This is a genomic window from Escherichia sp. WS33 (assembly GCF_046486385.1).
In the GTDB taxonomy this organism is placed as follows: domain Bacteria; phylum Pseudomonadota; class Gammaproteobacteria; order Enterobacterales; family Enterobacteriaceae; genus ECMA0423.
Genome location: NZ_JBJQLJ010000003.1, coordinates 250468 through 270649 on the forward strand (window position 1 = coordinate 250468; position 20182 = coordinate 270649).

Sequence of the window (20182 nt, forward strand, 5' to 3'; positions counted from 1 at the left end):
ATAAACACCTTATCCGTCCTACGATTCCCGCGATTTCCTGACCCTCTCGGCATATACCGTCAGCGTCTGTTTTATCACATCCAGCGTTACCGGCTTCGACAGGCAGCTGTCCATACCGGACTCCAGACACCGCTGCTTCTCTTCAGCCAACGCATTAGCAGTTACTCCGATTACCGGCAACGTCAGTCCCAACTGACGAATGCGTTGCGTCAAGCGGTAACCATCCATATTTGGCATGTTGACGTCGCTAAGCACGATATCAATATGATTCTTGCTAAGTACATTAAGCGCATCGACACCATCATTCGCGGTTTTACATTGATAGCCCAACGATCCCAACTGATCTGCCAGCAGACGTCGGTTAATCGGATGATCATCCACGACCAGAATCATCATATCGTCATTATCGCTGACCGCTTTGTCCGTCGACGGCAGAGCGTTAGCAGGATCGTCGCTCTCCATCTCGATCAAATAAATACGCGCCAACAATGCCGGTAGCTCATGCGGGGCAGCCACACTGTGTACCCACTCCCCTGGCGCTTTCTCCAGCGGAATACCAATATGGCGACGACAGAAGGTCACTACCGCTCTACCCTGCCATTTTTTACTCACTACCTCGTCAGTAATTAACACATCTTCGGGAGTCGGTTCCTGCCCTTCGTATGTTGTAACGACGATGCCGCTGCGCTGCAAACTGGTTTCCAGGAACTGACAGAGCGACGCATTGCGGACCGCCAGCCAGCAGCGTTTACCACTCAACCCTTCCACGCCTTTTTTCTGCGGGTACTGAGCGCCGTACAACGGAATACGCACGGTAAACTGGCTGCCCATTCCCGGTTCTGAATCTACCGAGATATCGCCGTCCATCATGCTGATCAGTTTTTCACAAATCGCCAGACCCAGACCGGTCCCCTGGAAGTTTCGCTGTACGCCCGTTCCGACCTGGAAGAAGGGATCAAACAAGCGCACCACTTCTTTCGCCGGAATCCCCACGCCGGTATCGCGAACACGGATAGAGAGATAATCGCCATCAGCGCGGACATGCAAAACTATACAGCCGGTATCGGTGAATTTTATGGCGTTACTCAACAGGTTGGAGATGACCTGCTGTAAACGCATCGGGTCGCCATTTAAGGCCACTGGCACATCCGGTTCAATAAAGCAGTACAAGCCTAACTGCTTGCGTACCACCAGCGGTAAATAGTTGGCGGTGATGTGGTTCATCACTTCACGCGGTGAAAACTCACGCGGTTCGATCTTCAACTGTTCCGATTCAATCTTCGAGAAATCGAGAATATCGCTGATAATTTTCAACAACAGGCTGGAAGAGTTGTTCATTGCCGTCACCAGCCGATCGACGCCTTTCGGTAACTCTTTGGTTTGCAACAGATCCAGGTTACCGATAATGCCATACAGCGGCGTTCGCAGCTCATGACTGACGGTGGCAAGGAACATCGATTTTGACTGGCTCGCCTGTTCCGCTGCTTGTGCCATCTCCTGCAACGACTCTTCCATCTTCACGCGCGAAGAAACATCCACCAGCACACAAATGGCCACGTTTTCATTACGATAGCGCGAATGGACGAAGCTGATTTGCAGATTGGTATTGTTGCTGGTCAGGACATCAACAAAATTGACCTGCTGCCCACAGATAATTTGCGTCAGTCGTTGGCGGTCCTCATGCGTAAGCATATTGAGATAGGTATGCGCCAGTTCGTTACTTAAAATATTGACGCCATCAGCGGTACGCAAAATGCAGATACCCACTGGCGCGGAGGCGACAATCTTGCGATTGAACTGCTCATGTTCTTCCAGTCGCAGGGCGTCGCTTTCCGCCGGAATGAAAATACGTCGCTCGTACATCCGCGCGAGAGTAAACAATGCAGCTCCGGCAAGCACATTCAGCAAAATTGCGTTAAGGATCAACATGCGAATGCGTTCCAGCACCTTATCAACCGGCACCGAATACACGATGCTTAGCGATGAGGGTGGCAGATTTTTCTTCAGCACCAGCTCCCGGAACCCTTCCGTATAGCCAAACCAGGAGCGTTCCTGCATCCAGCGAGGATCGCCCTTAATTTTACTTTCTGGTCCGGTAAGCGAAATCAGGGTATGACCATTTTCATCAAGAATGGTAACCCCCATCGGCAACGTACCCGGTAAGAAAAAGTTCTCCATCCGGATGGTCTGCTCGACACCCAAAAGCGCCTGCAACCGGTTCGCCAGATAAACTGGCGTCAACGCGTAAAAATACCCGACGCCAGGGCGCGGACCTTCGCTGATCCAGTAGAGGTTACTGCCGCTATCATCTTGTGGTGCATTTCGATATTTATTGATGCGTTCATGCAAAGCTTTCAACGCGGTATCGCGTTCCACTGGCATATCACGCAGACCGAAATTGGCCATGCAGAGGTTATCACTGCCGATTAAAAATACCCGGTTGAGATCGTAAGCCGCAGAAAAATTATCGCGCCAGTAGCGCATAAACCACGCCAATGACTCCAGAGAACCTCGCCAGGTGTTACTCATTGCGGAACAATCGGAGTCGGCAAACAGCGGTTCAAACGCAGGCACATCCGCCTGCGTTTCTCGTCCACGCGGGGAAAGCACACCGTTTTCTGCCGATAAGCGATTTTCGGCGATGTACTTCAGCTCTTTCATCACATCAGAGGTGCGTTGAATAAAGCGCTGAGCCTGATCGGAACTCAGATTAAATTCCTGACGAATTTCCGATTCTCGCTGATGTAACGCATTAACGATGTAAAAAACGGATGAAAAAGCAATCAACAGCCAGAGCACTAACGCCAATGCTCTGAACATGTAGCGCGAGGCTTTCAGGGTTGTACGAAAAGAAGCAAGGTATTTCAAAGGGGCGAAGCTCCGCCTCAGGTGACCGATGGAGTGTGGTTAAGGTAGCGGTAAAAGCGTGTTACCGCAATGTTCTGTCACCATTGCAATAATGCGTATCGCTTAGAAACCATTGCCTTAACCAGGAAAGCCGGAGTAGATGGACAGTTCTCAGTACGAAAAATAAGAAATGACCAATCTGCCGACGCTTGTTAATGGTTATATCCTGGCGTCGGCAGATCGCCCAGCAGTCTTATCTGAAAAAAGAGAGAGCCAGGTTGTGTGAAGGGATGGATCACCAGTCAAAACTTTTCACCAGCGTCAGCTCGCCAGCATTACGCATCGGTACAATAAATGTTTCCTGTTTCTCATTGACCGATCCTTCATCGGTGATCAGCGTCAGTTGGGCGGTCGTCAATTCCGTTTCGCTGCGCCCACCATAGTAGTTGATATACACCTGATAGCGCCCGTGAACTGGTGCTGGCATGGCGAAAATCTCGGGTCCGTACCCCGTCGTGACATCCATATCCAGTGCACCACTGTTTTTCAGCACGGTGTTACCGTACCAGGCGTGTTCGCCATCGGGCGTGACAACATGGAGATCGAGATCGGTATTGTCCGTATCCCACGAGAGAACCAGCCGTAAACGTGCACGAATCGTTCCTGTACCCGGCGTTGAGTAAAACTGCATTTTTTGCCGGCTTTGCCCATCCGGGCTGATGACCTGCACGCTGTTGCTGCCTTCAGTGAAAATATAAGGGCGTGCAAATGAACCATCGGATTCAATTCTCTGCGGCATACTGGCACCGTTGACCACCAGCCGGCCCTGCTGAACTTTACCCGCCGCAGCATAATTCTTTATTTTGCCGCGGATCTGCGCTGAGATATTTTGATCATCTGCCATGTTGACGGACGACGCCGGGTAATTGATCGATTGTGAAAAACTGGCATCTTCGCCCTCTGCCGGATGCCAGCCAGAGAGCGGTGCGTCAATCTCGACTTCCTGCACACCTTCACTGTGAGCGACAGGCGAAAGTGCCACCAGTAACAACGGAAGAAAAATCTTTCGCATAGCATTAGTCCATTAATAATTGTCGGGTCAGCGTTTCGATATAGTTCTCATCAAGCCCGGTGGGATAACCATCAAAGGCCAGGTGCAGATACTCATGGGTTAAATCCAGCCGATCCTGAAGCGTAAAGAAGTTACGAATAAACAGCCGTTTCTGCTGCCGATCGGTATAGGGGAAACCTGAGACTAAACGACAGACCGCAAACACGTCTGGTTCGTTGTACCCCGTCTCGCCTTGTAATATACGCCGCCACTGCGGCATTTTTTTCGCCAGCCAGGCTTTCGCTTTGGGTAATAACTGGCAGGTTGAGCGTGGAGCTCCCCAGCGGCTAAGGCTGTTGTCGGGATAAGCAAACGCGAGTATCTGGTCGTAACGCTCCCCCTGCCCCGCCTGGGCCGTGGCTTGCCGCCAGGAAAGTGTCCCTTCGGTAGCGCGACTGCCATGATAATGAACCGGATCGCCTGCATAGATGAGATCCTGCGTCCAGGCGGTCATCGTTCGCGCCCCCGTGGTCGCTGGCGAAGCAGAAACACGCTGCGTGGCGCTGCTGTCGGGGATGGTCAGGCAATCGCCTTCCCGATTGGCGTTTTGCTGTAAAAAAGTGCGAATCGCCACGGTCATGGCTTTCGCTGCCTCAGGGGGCGTACTTTTCGCCTCGCGATCCAGAACTCTGGCAACGTACTCTTCACGATCGAGATGCGACTGCAATTTCAGTTTGCCCTTTTCGCTCAGTAAGGTCGTCTCACCGTGGCTGACAAACGTAATGTGGTTACCATTAGTAAACGTTACACGATAGCGCCCATTAAGTACGCCGGGTTTTACTGCCGTCGTACTCTTTTCCGCTGTGATTTTCTTCAGCGGATAGCGGGCAAACAGCTCCACCTCTACACATTGCCCACTGGCAACCTGCGTCGGCACTGGCAAAACCCGATTAAGCACCGTCGCATAACGGGTTAGTACCGTTTTGCTGGTGCCACTGCCAGTAACCCACAGCGGTGTACCATCGGTTAACCAGCCAGCAAAACCACCCTGGCGGATTTCCTGTTTATCATCGGCAAACCAGCTCCAGGTTTTCACCCGTACCCGACTACCGAGCATGGATGCGACACCGATTTTCGCCTCGTCCAGCACCACATCCAGTAAGACTTCCTGAGCTTTGTTTTGCGCAGGTAACGTCGCTAATGAATCGAGCAGCGATTTAACCGTTACCGAGGTTTCTGGCTTCAGCGTTGTAAGAGACGCTAACCACGCAGGTGCCTGACGCTGTTGCCAGTATTGCCCCCACACATCTGCGCCAATATGCAACCGCTGCGGCGCAAAATAGAGCCCACAGGAACGTACCAGCGCGGTATCGCGCGTTATGCTCTCCCCAGCCTGACAACAATAAACCTCTTCCGGGGAGTTTCCGCGACACTGGTAGGGCTGCTCCGGTTGATGGGTATCCTCCAGCCAGGCGTAAACATACAGTTTCCACAAACTCCCTAACGGCGTGGTGAGCGAGTCAGGTAATGCTGAGACTTTGGTCACGCCTGATGACGACAGCTGATACAGTTGATCGTGCTGCGCACCGCGCAGCACCAGTTGTAACGGCGTCTCCTCCGCAAGCGTTGGCAGAGTAACCAACGCCAATAGCCAGACGATTCTGCGCCAGTTCACTTATTTCACCTGCATCCCGGTCCATTCACTCCCTGCCGCAACACTTTGCTGCGCAGGTGCATAGGAACGCACATAACGAGCAGGAGGCAGAACGAATTGCCCTTTTTGCGAGAAGCGCAGCAAATGGCGGAAAGTGACCGTTCCCGTCAGTTCTTTCACCGGCACCATATAGGCCAGTTCGCCCATTTCATTACGCGCTTTTTCCAGCAATTGCCCCTGCTGTTTCGCGGCGTTGGGTTTATTGACTGAAATGCCCCATGTTGTGCGCTCAACGTCGGCTCCCGGCGGGAGCGGTACTTCCACCTGACCATAGCGCAGAACTGCATCCTGCTCGCTGGTAAGCGTAATTTCATCGAGATACAGCGCATCGCTGTCAATCTCATTGCTGGTCACCGGTTGCAGAATAAAGCTCATCTCTTCTTCACCAGGGATAAGCCGATACAACTGGCGTTCAACGGTCACCGGAATGTTACTTTGTTGAGCCATTTTTGCCGGCTCACGCCAGCGGACCTGCACATTTTGCGGCGATAATTCGTCACCAAAAGAGAGAATGTCCGGCACGCCCTGACCAACCCAACGCCAGTCTTCGCCCCCTCCAGTTAACTTATGTTTAGCCCATGCGCCCGCAGGCGCAGGCAAAACAACTGGAGGCATTGTCGCCATATATTTCGCCAGCCAGTTCATGGCCAGCGCGCGCTCAATAGTGGATTGCTCAGCGGTCAAACCACTTAAAATAGCGGCCGTCTGGGTAGCGTCACCACCGCTATTGAGCAGCACAACCGTGTGCGCCAGCGGCTGATTGCTGTTTGCCGCTTTATCCCACGCATATTGCTGAACCTGTGGCATCACCGTGGACTTCAACTGCGCTTTTTTCAGCAACGTCATGGTTAAGACGTTTGCCACCGCATCTGCCAGTGGAGATTCCGGTGTATCGAGGATCAGGCTGTCATTGATATCGCGGATGTCTTCCTCAGAGAAATCTTCATCTTTAGTTCCGCGCCGGGCGATAGCTTCATCCAACCCTTTCAACAACGTTTTGCACGGCAGATTCATCTCCTGTGCCCACGCCAGCACCAGCGCCCGATGCAATAACGGCATGTTATCCGCCTGCTCGGCATAACTGTCGAGCATATGCTGCCAGTATTCCGGTTGTTGCGTTACGCCGAGCGCCTGGCTGGCCTGCCAGTCGGCGTACCATGCCCATGCCGTAAGGAAGGCGTCACCATTGCCATCTTCACCCCACCAGGTAAAGCGCGCTCCGGGCCCCGCCAGTTGCATCAGCCGCAGACGGTTATCCTGAATCATCTGACGAATGTCGTTAGCGGCGGCACTTTGATGATCGGCAAGCGAACGCCAGGCGAGACTGAGCGGGATCAGACGGCTACCGGTGTTGATCACGCCACCCCATGGTCCATCGACTAACGCATCAAGATTGTTGCGGAAAATCTCCTGCGGCGTTTCACTACTTTGTAGCCGGATATTACTCGCCTGCTCGGGCAACATCAGCGCGTTCTCGCCACCGCCGAGCATGACATTTTTCTGCTGTTCAACGGGCCAGCTGTTGTCCACAAAAGACAGTTTTGTGCTAATGCTGTCCTGCACTTGCCCATTTTGTTGCAGTTCTGCACTTAACAAGCCAGATTGCTGAATGTTCTGCGTCAGCGAAATATAATTCGCCCCTTTGTGCAGCGTCAGCGAAATATAATTCGCCCCTTTGTGCAGCGTCAGCGTCTGGCGCATCTCAGCGCCTGCAAATTTAGTCACCAGCGCCACCGGTTCGTTATCCTGCTGACTGAAGATAAACAGTCCTGCCGCCGGTTTGTCGCCCACGCGATACACCGTTGGCATACTCCACTTCATGTAGAGATTTTTTTCCGAACGCAGATAAGCACGCCCCTGCCCGACCAGCCCGTCGCCGTTCATCCCACGCGCGGTGATACGCCAGCGGGTTAACGAATCAGGCATCAGGAACGTGAAATACGCTTTGCCTTGTTTATCGGTTGTGAGTGACGGCATCCATGCCGCGGTATCCACCTCTTCACGCCGTGGACGTTCAAGCATTTTTACTCGCCGCTCGCTGCGGTTAGTTGCGCCAGGCGCAACCGGCTCGCTGGAGAGCGCCTGGTCGTAGCTGATAAACGACAGACTGGAGCTGGTACGCACATTGTTACGCCCCAGCGGATAGAAAAATTTGCCGATATTCGGCGCGATTTCTGGTTGCAGCGCGTAGATCATTTCATCGACCACGCCTACCGTTAGCTGCGCAGAAACAGGTTTACCTTTCAGCGACGAGGTTAATTCGACATTGACCAGTTCACCAGGCTGGTAATGGGTTTTGTCCGTTTTCACCCGGATATCAAGCTGAGGAACGGCAACTTTGATCCCGGCGTTCTGAAAACTGTACTGACCATTACGGGTATACAGCACCGAAAAAGTGATGTTAGGCGCAAAGGAATTGCTCACTGGAACCCGGGCTTCATACTGGGTATCGTTTAAACGTTGTAACGTCAGCCAGTTTGCCGGATGCGAAAGCAGCGACTGCTGTTCCACGCGATCGCGTTCCAGCGTCAATAATGCTTCATCAATTGGCTCCGGAAAGGTAATCAGCATCTTCGCAGTTTCGCCTGGCTGGTACAGCGTTTTATCCGCCACGATATCTACCGTACCAGTATGCGCCGTGCTGCCCTTACCGCTGACGGCATGACTTAACCCAGCGAGAATTAAGCCGTCTTTATCGCGTAATGTCAGATTGTAGTTGCCAGGTTTAGCGAAATTGACGGTAAAGGATTTGCCGCCTGACGGTAGCTCTCCGCTATGGCTCGTGCGGTCTTCGAGACGCAACCATTCATACGTAACAGGAACCTGTTTTGAAGATTCCAGCGCGGCATAACGGAACACAACCGACTCGCCGCTATTACTGTATTGTGCGGCGGTACTTAAAGAGTAATGCGCCAGGCCGCGTTCAATGAGGATCTCTTTGGTGGTGGTGACGCGATACGCCGCGCCGTCACTGGCGGAGACGGTTAACAAATAGCGGCTCGGTTTATCGGCGGCGGGGAGATTTAACGCCACATGACCGCTGGCGTCGGACACCGTTTCGCTGCCTTCCAGCGACACGGGAAAACGTCCGGCATAACGCAAATCGTTACCGACCATTGATAATTGCTGAGCGCGCAAACTTAACTGCACGCGGGCATCTTTTACCGGCTCACCATCCGGGTAAAGCAGTTGCAGTTTGCCGCTGACCGCTTCGCCAGTTTTGAACTCTTTTTTGTCGAGAGCTAAACCAATCTCGAAATGTGGCTTGATGTAGTTTGCCACGCGAAAACTGCTGCTATAGACCTGATTGCGGTAAGCAAGACGTAACTCATAACCTCCGGCTACGGCATTTTCTGGCAGGCGGAAACTTCCCTGCCCGCCATTGCGCGCATCCAGCGTGACATTGACGGTTTGCAACAGACTGCCGTTAGCGTCCAGCACCGAAAGCTTCGCCGGGGCGCTGACGATGGGGGATGAATGCAACGGATCGTGGAACTCGCGGCCCATCACTTTAACATCGACACGATCGCCTGCGCGATATAGCGGGCGATCGGTAAAAATATACAAGCGGGTGTTGTAGATTTCGCTTTCGTAGAAGAAGTTCTCGGAGACAAAAACACCGCCTTCAGCATCCTTACCCAGAATGTATGAACGTTCTGGCGATATATGTTGTAACTGCAAGGTACCGCTGTCATCGGTCACACCGCGGGTCATCACGCCAAGACCGTCAGTCCACAAGATCTCTGAGCCGGGCTTCGCTTCACCCTGTTTTTTACCCGCGGTCCACACCAGAAGCTCGTTGCCTGACACTTTGCTAAGCTCCACGGTATCGGAAACAAACACCACCGTCGTCGCCCGATACCCACCAACCATCGCCTCGACGAGGTACAGTCCCGGCTCTTGTTGGCCGAGAGGAATATAAATGTTACCCGGCTGCGGCGAGATGAAATTGCTGGATGCGCCTTCCAGTTTTACCCCTTGCTGCGGCTCGACCGGTTTAGCCTGCCATAGTGGATAACGGAACTGTTCCACCAAGGGATATTTTTTCAGCGGGGAAAACTGGTTGTTCTGTACATAACGGGAAGGTTTAATAATGGCATTGCCGAGATGTAATTCGGGTAATGCCTGAGTCACATTCTGCCGTGACTGAGAAGAGAAAGTACGCTGCATTACGCGGCGAGATTTGCCGTACCAGTTATCCCACAGCCAGGTCAGCGTATTGTTCAGCCCGTCGCCCAGATATTGCGGTTGCACCACAATGCGATGCAGGTTTTTCTGCTGGCGCAAAAATGCCATCGGGTCAGGAATACGATACAGGCGAACGTCCACGCCGCCGTACTCTTCCATCTGATAGCGCCGATAATCACGCCCCGGCGCTTCCAGTCGCACTTTCGCCTCTTCACTGCTGCTAAAACTGCTGTCAGCAAGCAAAAAGAATGTTCCCCCGGCGGGCGGCGCATAGTTACTGGAAGGAAGCGAATCATCAGCATTAGCAAGCCCTGTTCCCACAAGAGACAGGGACAAGCACGCTGCTATCGCGCCAGAAAATTTAAACGATAAATGCCAATGAAATTGGGATTGGAATCGTTGGGTATCCATCGGGTGTCCTTCCATGTCATAAGTTGTTGCAGACTGACTGCGCGCATTCCGTTGTCAGTTTTCGTGGCGCTTCCGGTGTGGTAGATGACGTAACGCCCCATCCAGACCATTAAGTGCTGGGCATCGCCCTGATCGAAAAAAATCATATCGCCAGGCAGCGCCTGGTTTATGTCCTGGCCAATAAACTGGCTGTTGTACTGAATCAAATTAATCGCGGTCACGTAGGGGCCGGTTTTCCCGTTCCCCTGATTCCAGTTTTGCGCCAGTTGACGCTGTCCAGGTGTTAGCGTCATCTCTGGCGGCAAATACTGGCTAGAGAAACCGTTACTTTTTAGCCATTTACTATCGTGAACTTTCAGCGTCTCGTTCGCCGCAAATCGCACCAGGCCCGCACAATCCTGCTGATACCAGCGTGGACTTGGCCCCTGGCGGAGCTGTTCTTGTGCAATGCGTACAAACCAGGCGCGAAACAGCCCGGATTGTTCGACATTCAGCATTTCGCTATGGGCAACAACACAACACAGCCAGCAAATCAGCGCCAGCAGCCCGTGCCTCATAGCGGCTGCCAGGTTATGGGTAGCCACTGCCAGGCGGCACCGGGTTCCATCTGGGCCAGCTTCATGACATAACGCGGTTGTTGAGATAAAGCGTCCAGCTTCGGCATTAATAAAGTTTGTGCGGCGTTATAAAAAACCGGTTCGAGATTCTTCGGCAGACTGGTCAACGTTTCGTTACGCAGCAGTTTCGCCACGCCTTGTGGATTGATATAGAGCGGAACGATGCCATCAGTGGGTATTACATCCACCATTGCCGGGCGGTTTTTATTCAGTGTTTGCAGGGCGTTATTAACCAGCGTGTCATCGAGGGAGAAAAGCAGCGTTTTGTTTTGCATCGCCAGCGACACGCGGAAAAAATAATCCGACATTAATTGATCGGGTTGCGCCGCCTGCGCTTTCGGATACTGACCGTATCGGGAACTCACTTCGCGACGCCAGATTTGCGCTTCGCCCTGCTGAGTCTGGCTTATCGGCAAAACACCTTCTGGCGCTTTGCTTTCGTGCGCACCAATATTTTGCGTAAACAGTTTCCCTGGCAATTGCGCCTGTTCGGCAGTGCCATCAAACTGACCGACAAACAGCGGGGTTTGCAATTTTGAGTCTGCATACCAGCACAGCCCCGCGGCACCGTCTAACGCCCCATTCAACTTGTCGTTTTCCTGACTGATGTGCGAAAGCATCTCTTCGGCAATACCGTGTGAATACGGCACCACCACACAGAAGCTGGCCCCGGCAGGCATACTGTTCCAGACCGGCGTAAAATCGAAACTGGTATCTACGCTGGCGGATTCATCATTTAACGCCACAAAACTGTGCCAGCCGTCGTTACCCATTTCGAAGCGTACGCCAGCAAAAGAAGGCATTAACCGCTGGTAGCCAAAACCCAGCAACCTGGCGCTGACCACGATGCGCTGGCGTACTGGCGTTTTTTCAGCAGCACGCTCTTCCAGGCCAAAGCTTGCTTGCCAGCGTTTTTTGCCGCTCAACAAATCACCTGCGATCGCCGTGGCTTCGGTATCCTGCTGATCATCTTTAAACAACATATCCGTGCTGGAAAACACCAGCATCTTGTTCTGATAAGTCGCGAACATCAGGGCGTTATTGCCGTTATAGCGCAACTGATAAACAGGAACAGTTTCACTATTTATCTTGATGCTACTGATTTCCGTTTTGCTTAACTGGCTGTCGCTGGTAGCGGCAAACAACAATGGCTCCAGCAGTTTGCTTAAACCACTGCGCTGGATCAGCACCATATAATGTGAAAGATGGCCTTGTTTATCGTGCCACAGCGCTGCCTGCGCGGGCTGATCTAAGAGTGACGAAAAGAGCTTATCTTTCAGCGTGAGATCGTGTTCATAGACAATACGACGAATGCTGCCTTCAATGCCCAGACGATCGGCATGATTCTGATAATAGAAAACGAAATCTTCGCTCAGAACATCGTGGAGAAACGGAATGGTGAGGAGATCTTTGGGAAGCTGGCTCAGAGAGTCGCTGTCGAGAAAGAGGTCCGGCTCATTGAGATCGATTTGCAGATTGTTGTGCACCACCAGCGGCGACAACGTTTTTTCTGGCCCACTGCCAGCATATTGCAACGCCCAGACGCCAGCGGAAAGCAGTGCTATTGCGCCAAAACCTACAAGACCATAGAACCGCCAGCCTTTCGCCTTTTTTTCACCACTCATTGCCACATTCCTTGTGTATAGCCAGCCATTTTTTACGGGCACAGCCAAACTTTACCGTGCCCTAATACGACAAAAGCCCAGACTTTGCAGCCTGGACTTTTCAATTCAAACAAGGGAGATAGCTCCCTTTTGGCATGAAGAAGTAAAATTATTCTTCTTCTGGCTCGTCGTCAACGTCCACTTCCGGAGCGATTTCATCGTCCCCTTCCGCGGCACTGCCATCGATGGTATCCAGATCTTCCTCGTCAACCGGTTCAGCAACACGTTGCAGACCCACTACGTTTTCATCTTCCGCAGTACGGATGAGGATCACGCCCTGGGTGTTACGGCCTACGATGCTGATTTCCGAAACGCGAGTACGTACCAGCGTACCGGCATCGGTGATCATCATGATCTGGTCGCAGTCATCTACCTGTACCGCGCCAACCACTAAACCATTACGTTCAGTAACCTTAATGGAGATAACCCCTTTCGTCGCACGCGACTTGGTTGGGTATTCCGCCACTGCGGTACGTTTACCGTAACCGTTTTGCGTTGCGGTGAGGATTGCGCCATCGCCACGAGGCACGATCAGAGAGACGACTTTATCGCCTTCACCTAAGCGAATACCGCGAACACCGGTGGTGTTGCAGCCCATCGCACGGACAGAAGACTCTTTAAAGCGCACCACTTTACCTTCAGCGGAGAACAGCATTACTTCGTCTTCGCCGCTGGTCAGGTCAACGCCGATCAGCTCATCGCCGTCAACCAGTTTGATCGCCACTTTACCGGCGGTACGCAGACGGTTGAACTCGGTGAGGACAGTTTTCTTCACGGTACCGTTAGCGGTCGCCATGAAGACTTTCACGCCTTCTTCAAACTCGGTCACTGGCAGGATCGCAGTGATACGTTCGTCCTGCTCCAGCGGCAGCAGGTTGACGATCGGACGACCGCGCGCGCCACGAGTGGCTTCCGGCAACTGATAAACTTTCATCGAATAGACGCGACCACGGCTGGAGAAGCACAGAATATGGTCGTGAGTGTTCGCCACCAGCAGTCGGTCGATAAAGTCTTCTTCTTTAATACGTGCGGCAGATTTACCTTTCCCGCCACGACGCTGCGCTTCGTATTCAGAAAGCGGCTGATACTTAACGTAGCCCTGGTGAGAGAGCGTCACTACCACATCTTCCTGAGTGATCAGATCTTCCAGGTTGATGTCTGCGCTGTTGGCGGTGATTTCAGTACGACGTTTGTCACCGAACTGTTCACGAACCAGCTCCAGCTCTTCACGGATCACTTCCATCAAACGATCGGCGCTACCAAGAATACGCAACAGTTCCGCGATCTGATCCAGCAGCTCTTTGTATTCGTCGAGCAGTTTTTCGTGCTCAAGGCCGGTCAGTTTCTGCAAACGCAGATCCAGAATCGCCTGAGCTTGCTGTTCGGTCAGGTAGTACAGACCATCACGCACGCCGAACTCTGGCTCCAGCCATTCCGGACGCGCAGCATCGTCGCCAGCACGTTCGAGCATCGCGGCAACGTTGCCCAGCTGCCACGGATTAGCAACCAGCGCAGTTTTCGCTTCTGCAGGCGTCGGCGCATGACGGATCAGTTCGATGATCGGGTCGATGTTCGCCAGCGCCACGGCTAATGCTTCAAGGATATGAGCACGATCGCGAGCTTTACGCAGTTCGAAAATAGTACGACGGGTCACCACTTCACGGCGGTGACGAACAAACGCCGCGATGATGTCTTTCAGGTTCATGATCTTCGGCTGACCATGGTGCAATGCCACCATGTTGATACCGAAAGAAACCTGCAACTGGGTCTGGGAGTAGAGGTTGTTGAGCACAACTTCACCGACCGCATCGCGTTTCACTTCAATCACGATGCGCATACCGTCTTTGTCAGACTCGTCACGCAGCGCGCTGATGCCTTCCACGCGTTTTTCTTTTACCAGTTCCGCAATCTTCTCGATCAGGCGCGCTTTGTTTACCTGATACGGAATTTCGTGGACGATAATGGTTTCACGACCGGTTTTGGCGTCAACTTCCACTTCTGCGCGAGCGCGGATATACACCTTGCCGCGACCGGTACGGTAAGCTTCTTCAATACCGCGACGACCGTTAATGATTGCCGCCGTCGGGAAGTCCGGCCCCGGGATGTGTTCCATCAGCCCTTCAATGCTGATGTCTTCATCATCGATATACGCCAGACAACCGTTGATGACTTCCGTCAGGTTGTGCGGCGGGATGTTGGTTGCCATACCTACGGCGATACCGGAAGAACCGTTCACCAGCAGGTTAGGAATTTTGGTTGGCATGACGTCGGGAATTTTTTCCGTGCCGTCATAGTTATCAACGAAATCGACCGTCTCTTTTTCGAGATCGGCCATCAGTTCATGGGCAATTTTCGCCAGACGGATTTCCGTATAACGCATTGCCGCCGCAGAGTCGCCGTCGATGGAACCGAAGTTACCCTGACCGTCTACCAGCATGTAACGCAGCGAGAATGGCTGCGCCATACGGACGATCGTGTCATAAACCGCCGAGTCACCATGGGGATGGTATTTACCGATTACGTCACCAACGACACGGGCAGATTTTTTATAGGCTTTGTTCCAGTCATTGCCTAGTACGTTCATGGCGTAAAGTACGCGACGGTGTACCGGCTTCAGGCCATCTCGGACATCTGGCAGCGCACGGCCAACAATGACCGACATCGCATAATCCAGATAGGAGCTCTTCAGCTCTTCCTCAATGTTGACCGGTGTAATTTCTCTCGCAAGGTCGCTCATCTAACCGCTATCCCTCTACTGTATCCCGGATTCAAAGGTCGCAAATTATAACACAGCCGCGCAGTTTGAGGTAAACCTATACGCTTTATTCACATCCAATGCCTGATATACTCGTTTGTCTTGCCAATTACGGAGTAGAAGTGCCAATGAATGCCGAAAAATCGCCGGAAAACCATAACGTAGACCACGAAGAGATCGCTAAATTTGAAGCCGTCGCCTCCCGCTGGTGGGATCTTGAAGGTGAGTTCAAACCGTTGCACCGCATTAACCCGCTGCGTCTGGGCTATATTGCCGAGCGTGCTGGCGGTTTATTTGGCAAAAAGGTGCTCGATGTCGGTTGTGGCGGCGGCATTCTGGCCGAGAGTATGGCGCGCGAAGGCGCGACGGTGACCGGTCTGGATATGGGCTTTGAGCCATTGCAGGTGGCAAAACTGCACGCGCTGGAAAGCGGCATTCAGGTGGATTATGTGCAGGAAACCGTGGAAGAGCACGCGGCAAAACATGCCGGGCAGTATGATGTGGTGACCTGCATGGAGATGCTGGAGCACGTCCCCGATCCGCAGTCAGTGGTCAGAGCCTGTGCGCAACTGGTGAAACCAGGCGGCGATGTCTTTTTCTCGACGCTTAACCGCAACGGCAAGTCATGGCTGATGGCGGTGGTTGGCGCGGAATATATTTTGCGCATGGTGCCCAAAGGCACGCATGATGTGAAGAAGTTTATTAAACCGGCAGAACTGCTTGGCTGGGTAGATCAGACAAGCCTTAAAGAGCGACATATAACCGGGCTACATTACAACCCGCTCACTAATACTTTTAAACTCGGCCCCGGCGTGGATGTGAACTATATGCTGCACACGCAGAATAAGTGAGGTTGTTGTTTGGCCGAGCCAATGCCTGATGCGACGCTTGCCGCGTCTTATCAGGCCTACAAATGCTCCCCGTAGGCCGGATAAGGCGTTTACGCCGCATCCGGCAACCGTGCCGACTAGACAGTGATTACCATTTCACCGTCATCGACAAAAACCCTGCCATCTGGGCAAAATCATCACTCCCTTTCTGCCACGCCACGCTGCCGCGCAGGGACACTCGCTGACTGATATTGCCCGTGACTCCCACTTTTATTTCACCCCGTTGCTTCACCGCATCGTCACTGATAGTGCTGCCATCCTCTTCAATTTCCGTCGAATGGGGATCGTGATAATAATTCAGATCTAATGTTGGTATGACATGAACAGCGGTACGCCATTCGCTGTGTAAACCCAGCCGCATCTGAATATCATCACCCTGCGATTGTGACACGCGCGCACGGTTAGCGGCGGTAAAATCATCCTGCTGCACGCCCTGATAAATCACCTGCGCCTGCGGTTCAATCACCACACCACGCCCCGGTAACCACTGATACCCGGCTTCCAGCGAGGCGATAATCCCCGACGAGTGGTAATGATCTGTGCCATCGTCTTGTTCGGAAACATCATTGTTAAACCACGCGTATTGCAGCCAGCTATCCAGCCAGGCCCCCTGCTTCTGATTACCGTGCTGATACCAGCTTGAGGTCAGCCCAACGGCATAACCGTGGTTCTGGTTATCGGCGCGAGTTCCGGTCATATTCGAGCGGCTCTCGCCCTGATTATCACTGTAGCCACCAACCGCCCCAAGCATCCACTCGCCATCATCGCCCCAGCGCCCGCTAAACAGGTCACCGCTAAGCTGCACCGTAGAAGTGTCTTCATGCTGAGCCAGTTGCCCTGCCGCCGTGTAATGATAACGTCCGCCGATAACACGTAAATTCAGCGTCTGACCATTGCCACCTGCATGATCGCGTCGCTCCATCATAAACGCCTGATTTGCCGCCCGCAGATTATTGCGATAACCGCCAACTTTGGCATTCAGCACCGGCTGGTAAGCGGGGATTGGATCGGGTGTTGGGTCAGGATCGGGTGTTGGGTCAGGGTCTGGATCAGGTGGCGATGGCGGCGTTACTTCTTGCGATCGCAGATACCAGTCGTTGTTATCTTCCACCAGCGTGTAGTCATACGCTCCCATATTGACGTAGCCGCTGCCTGCCAGACTGAACTGCGCATTGTTTTGAAACTGCGTGGGATCAGCTGCGAAATCAACCACTTTAATGCCTGTCGATGTCGGCTCACCAATCCCTGTAATGGAGTTAACCACCACAGTTGTGTTGCCAGCAGTATTACCGTTCATCACCAATTGATCGCTTACCGAGTCATCGCCGTTTAATTCGCTATCGAGCAGTAGCGTACCGCCGCCGGTATAATCACCGTTTACCGTCAGCGTATCGCCAGCGACGCCATTTTGCAGGCTAACCGCACCGGACGTATTGGTCAGATTGCCATTAACCGTCACGTTGGAAAGATAAGTCAGGCTGTCAGTTTCAAGGTTGGTATTAAGCTCACCTGTCAACGTCACACCATCGGTGGCATTCACCAGCGTCCCATCGCCGTTAAATAGTGAGGCATTAAGGGCGACGGAAGTATCCTGCCCGGTCAGGCGCAAAACCGTACCATCGCTGATGTCGATAGTGCCGCTGGAAATAGCATCAATTGACTGAATATCCTGATCCGCGCCAGTAACGAACGTCGCCCCATCACCGACCCACAGTGACGAAGCATAAGGAAAGATATCCGCAACATCGCCTTTCAGGGTGCCTTCTTCGACACGTACTGCCGACTGCGTTGTACCGCTGGCGGTCAGCTCCAGCGTACCCGCCCCCGTTTTAGTAAATGTGCTACCCTCATCCTGATGCTGCCCGCTGCTGTCAGCCATCAGTGCGCCCCACTGCGTGTCTACCCCCGCATCAACTGCCACTTCACCGTCGGCGCGCATTTCAATATCACGCCCATGCTCAGTCGTCGTAGAGCGAGTATCGACATTGGCAGTAATCTCCATCACGCTTTCTTGTTGCTTATCGGTAAAGATAACCTGGCGGTTATAGTGGGTATCTCCAAGCTGCGAGTTGTCGCTCACCATCAGCGTACCGGAGGCGATTTGTGTTGTGCCCAAATAACTATTATTGTTTGCCAGACTTACCTGCCCGTCGCCCGCATCGACCACCACGTAGACGCCATCTTTCCCGTCACCGCCGATATGCATATCGTTTCCACCTGCAAGATCTACCACATCCTGACTGCCGATAACCGTTCCGCTGCTGCCGCTGACTTCAAGGCCATCGTTGTATGATGTGCTACTCTGCCAGGTGGAGAAATCAGAGAGATCGAGCACACCGCCGTTTAACACGATCGACTGCGGATCGTCCTGGAGAGCGGCGAGATCTGCCGCGTCGCCTTCCAGCGAAAGCACCGCACCATCATCAACGACTATATCGCCGGTTAGCGCCATCGACTGCGCCCCCGACAGCACGTAGCTGCCGTTTTGCGCAATGGTGAGCTGACCAGCACCTTCGATGGTGCCAGCAAAACTACCTTGATTAACAGTAACATTGCCACCAGCATCGATATTTAAAGTGCCATTCTGAAAGCCCGTCAATGAGTGCACAAAGGTTTGTTGGGTGGAGCCAACGTTTAGCTCTGCCTGATTCTGGTACTTATCAATACTCCCTATCGTCAGACCGTAGCAGTCTTGCGGATCGTCCTGGCAATGCGTATCGCCGACATTCATCAGGGAGTTGCTGCGACCCAGGGTAACTTCACCGTTTTCAATCTGCATCTCACCAGTAAAGTCATTGTTATCTGCATTAAGTACCAGATCGCCGGAACCTGTTTTGGTGATCAACCCGGTACCAGCAATAGAGTCAACAGCTCCGTCATTCTCTGTATTGCCAATAACCAGCGTTTTTCCGTCGGCAATATCAAAGGTAACTTCACTTAAGCCGAGATACATAAAGCCACCCGCCGCAGTGGAAGGACCATCTCCATAGCCTGCTGCGCTGTTGTTCTCATCCACTAACACGCCGCCGTTCTGGCTGTAGCTGTCATCAACAGAAATATCAATAAGATAGGGAGCCGTCGCGCTATTGGTATATATCGCCCCGCCATAACCTTCGGCAGTGTTATTTGTAAAGGCGGTGTTATTTATTATCGTATAACCTGAAGGATGCTTGCTGTCGCTATTATTATCGGTAACATCGATTGCCCCGCCATCGCCATCACTGTAACTTGTTGATGTATATGCCTGGTTGTTATCAAAAATAACATCACTTAAATAAACGTCATTATTAATGGTATAAATTGCGCCACCTTTGCCATCATTAGCGATGTTATTGCGAAACATGGCGTTAGTGACACGTAAATCGACGGCACCAGTATCGTTAGTACCAGAAGAATAGATTGCGCCACCATAGCCGCCTGCGACGTTACCGGAAAAAATAACATCAGTAAGATTCAGCGTTGAGTTTTCTTTAGCAAATATGGCCCCGCCGTTATTATATTCTCCTGTAACGGTGTTATTGGCAAACAGAGTCATTCCAGTTTCATTTTCTGGTAATAGTGAAAATTCCGCTCCTTGTTGCAAAAATACGGCTCCTCCGCTGGCATTATTGGTCATATCCGAAAAAACCAGCCATTGCCCATCGGCGACACTCCAGTCCTGCGTAATGCCTGAAAGGCTTTGCCTGCTGGCGTGACAACTCGCTTTGATATCATATCCCTGGCATAAATCAATGGCCGCCGCGACACCGTTAGCAGAGAAAAGAGATGCAATCATTGACGGGAGTAGAGATAAATACTCCTTGCGTAGAAAGATAATCCGCATATTAATCTGACCATCATTTTATATAAGACGGCATATTTAAACGCATTATACAATATGGGTTATCTTTAGACTGGCCCCATGAATCTCCAGACAACCAATATCACTTAAATAAGTGATAGTCTTAATACTAGTTTTTAGACTAGTCATTGGAGAGCAGATGATTGATGTCTTAGGACCGGAGAAACGCAGACGGCGTACTACACAGGAAAAGATCGCTATTGT

General features: G+C 52.3%; 9 protein-coding genes. 1 reads left to right on the forward strand and 8 read right to left on the reverse strand.

Annotated features, from left to right (window positions below):
* Positions 1-18 precede the first annotated feature (18 nt).
* The 7 genes from rcsC to gyrA all read right to left on the reverse strand — a co-directional run bounded on the left by rcsC (position 19) and on the right by gyrA (position 15229).
* Positions 19-2868: a two-component system sensor histidine kinase RcsC gene (gene rcsC / locus ACJHXA_RS04605; RefSeq protein WP_000876014.1), complete on the reverse strand. Its 2850-nt coding sequence runs from the start codon at positions 2866-2868 to the stop codon at positions 19-21.
* Between the two features lie 274 nt (positions 2869-3142).
* A complete protein-coding gene (locus tag ACJHXA_RS04610; RefSeq protein ID WP_001225855.1) occupies positions 3143-3919 on the reverse strand; it encodes a YfaP family protein in 777 nt (258 codons plus the stop codon).
* Positions 3920-3923: 4 nt separating this feature from the next.
* Positions 3924-5573, reverse strand: a complete 1650-nt coding sequence (locus tag ACJHXA_RS04615) for a YfaQ family protein (protein WP_001104541.1) — start codon at positions 5571-5573, stop codon at positions 3924-3926.
* Entirely contained in the window at positions 5574-10121 is a 4548-nt protein-coding gene (locus tag ACJHXA_RS04620; RefSeq protein WP_336620735.1) for an alpha-2-macroglobulin, read from the reverse strand.
* A gap of 23 nt (positions 10122-10144) precedes the next feature.
* Positions 10145-10768: a DUF1175 domain-containing protein gene (locus ACJHXA_RS04625; protein ID WP_001298790.1), complete on the reverse strand. Its 624-nt coding sequence runs from the start codon at positions 10766-10768 to the stop codon at positions 10145-10147.
* Positions 10765-12453 (reverse strand): DUF2138 domain-containing protein, encoded by a 1689-nt coding sequence (locus ACJHXA_RS04630; RefSeq protein WP_000012311.1) that lies wholly within the window; start codon positions 12451-12453, stop codon positions 10765-10767. The genes ACJHXA_RS04625 and ACJHXA_RS04630 overlap by 4 nt, the downstream gene beginning before the upstream one ends.
* A gap of 148 nt (positions 12454-12601) precedes the next feature.
* Positions 12602-15229 (reverse strand): DNA topoisomerase (ATP-hydrolyzing) subunit A, encoded by a 2628-nt coding sequence (gene gyrA / locus ACJHXA_RS04635; RefSeq protein WP_001281242.1) that lies wholly within the window; start codon positions 15227-15229, stop codon positions 12602-12604.
* A 146-nt stretch (positions 15230-15375) separates the two neighbouring features.
* On the opposite strand from gyrA, the gene ubiG reads away from it, so the two are divergent.
* The gene (gene ubiG, locus ACJHXA_RS04640; RefSeq protein WP_000990754.1) at positions 15376-16098 is read left to right on the forward strand and encodes a bifunctional 2-polyprenyl-6-hydroxyphenol methylase/3-demethylubiquinol 3-O-methyltransferase UbiG; all 723 of its coding nucleotides are present in this window, start codon (positions 15376-15378) and stop codon (positions 16096-16098) included.
* Positions 16099-16225: 127 nt separating this feature from the next.
* Here ubiG and yfaL read toward each other — a convergent pair whose 3' ends face one another.
* Positions 16226-19960 carry an AIDA-I family autotransporter adhesin YfaL/EhaC gene (yfaL, locus tag ACJHXA_RS04645; protein WP_103262047.1) on the reverse strand — a complete coding sequence of 1245 codons (3735 nt, stop codon included), beginning with the start codon at positions 19958-19960 and terminating at the stop codon, positions 16226-16228.
* Between the last annotated feature and the right edge of the window lie 222 nt (positions 19961-20182).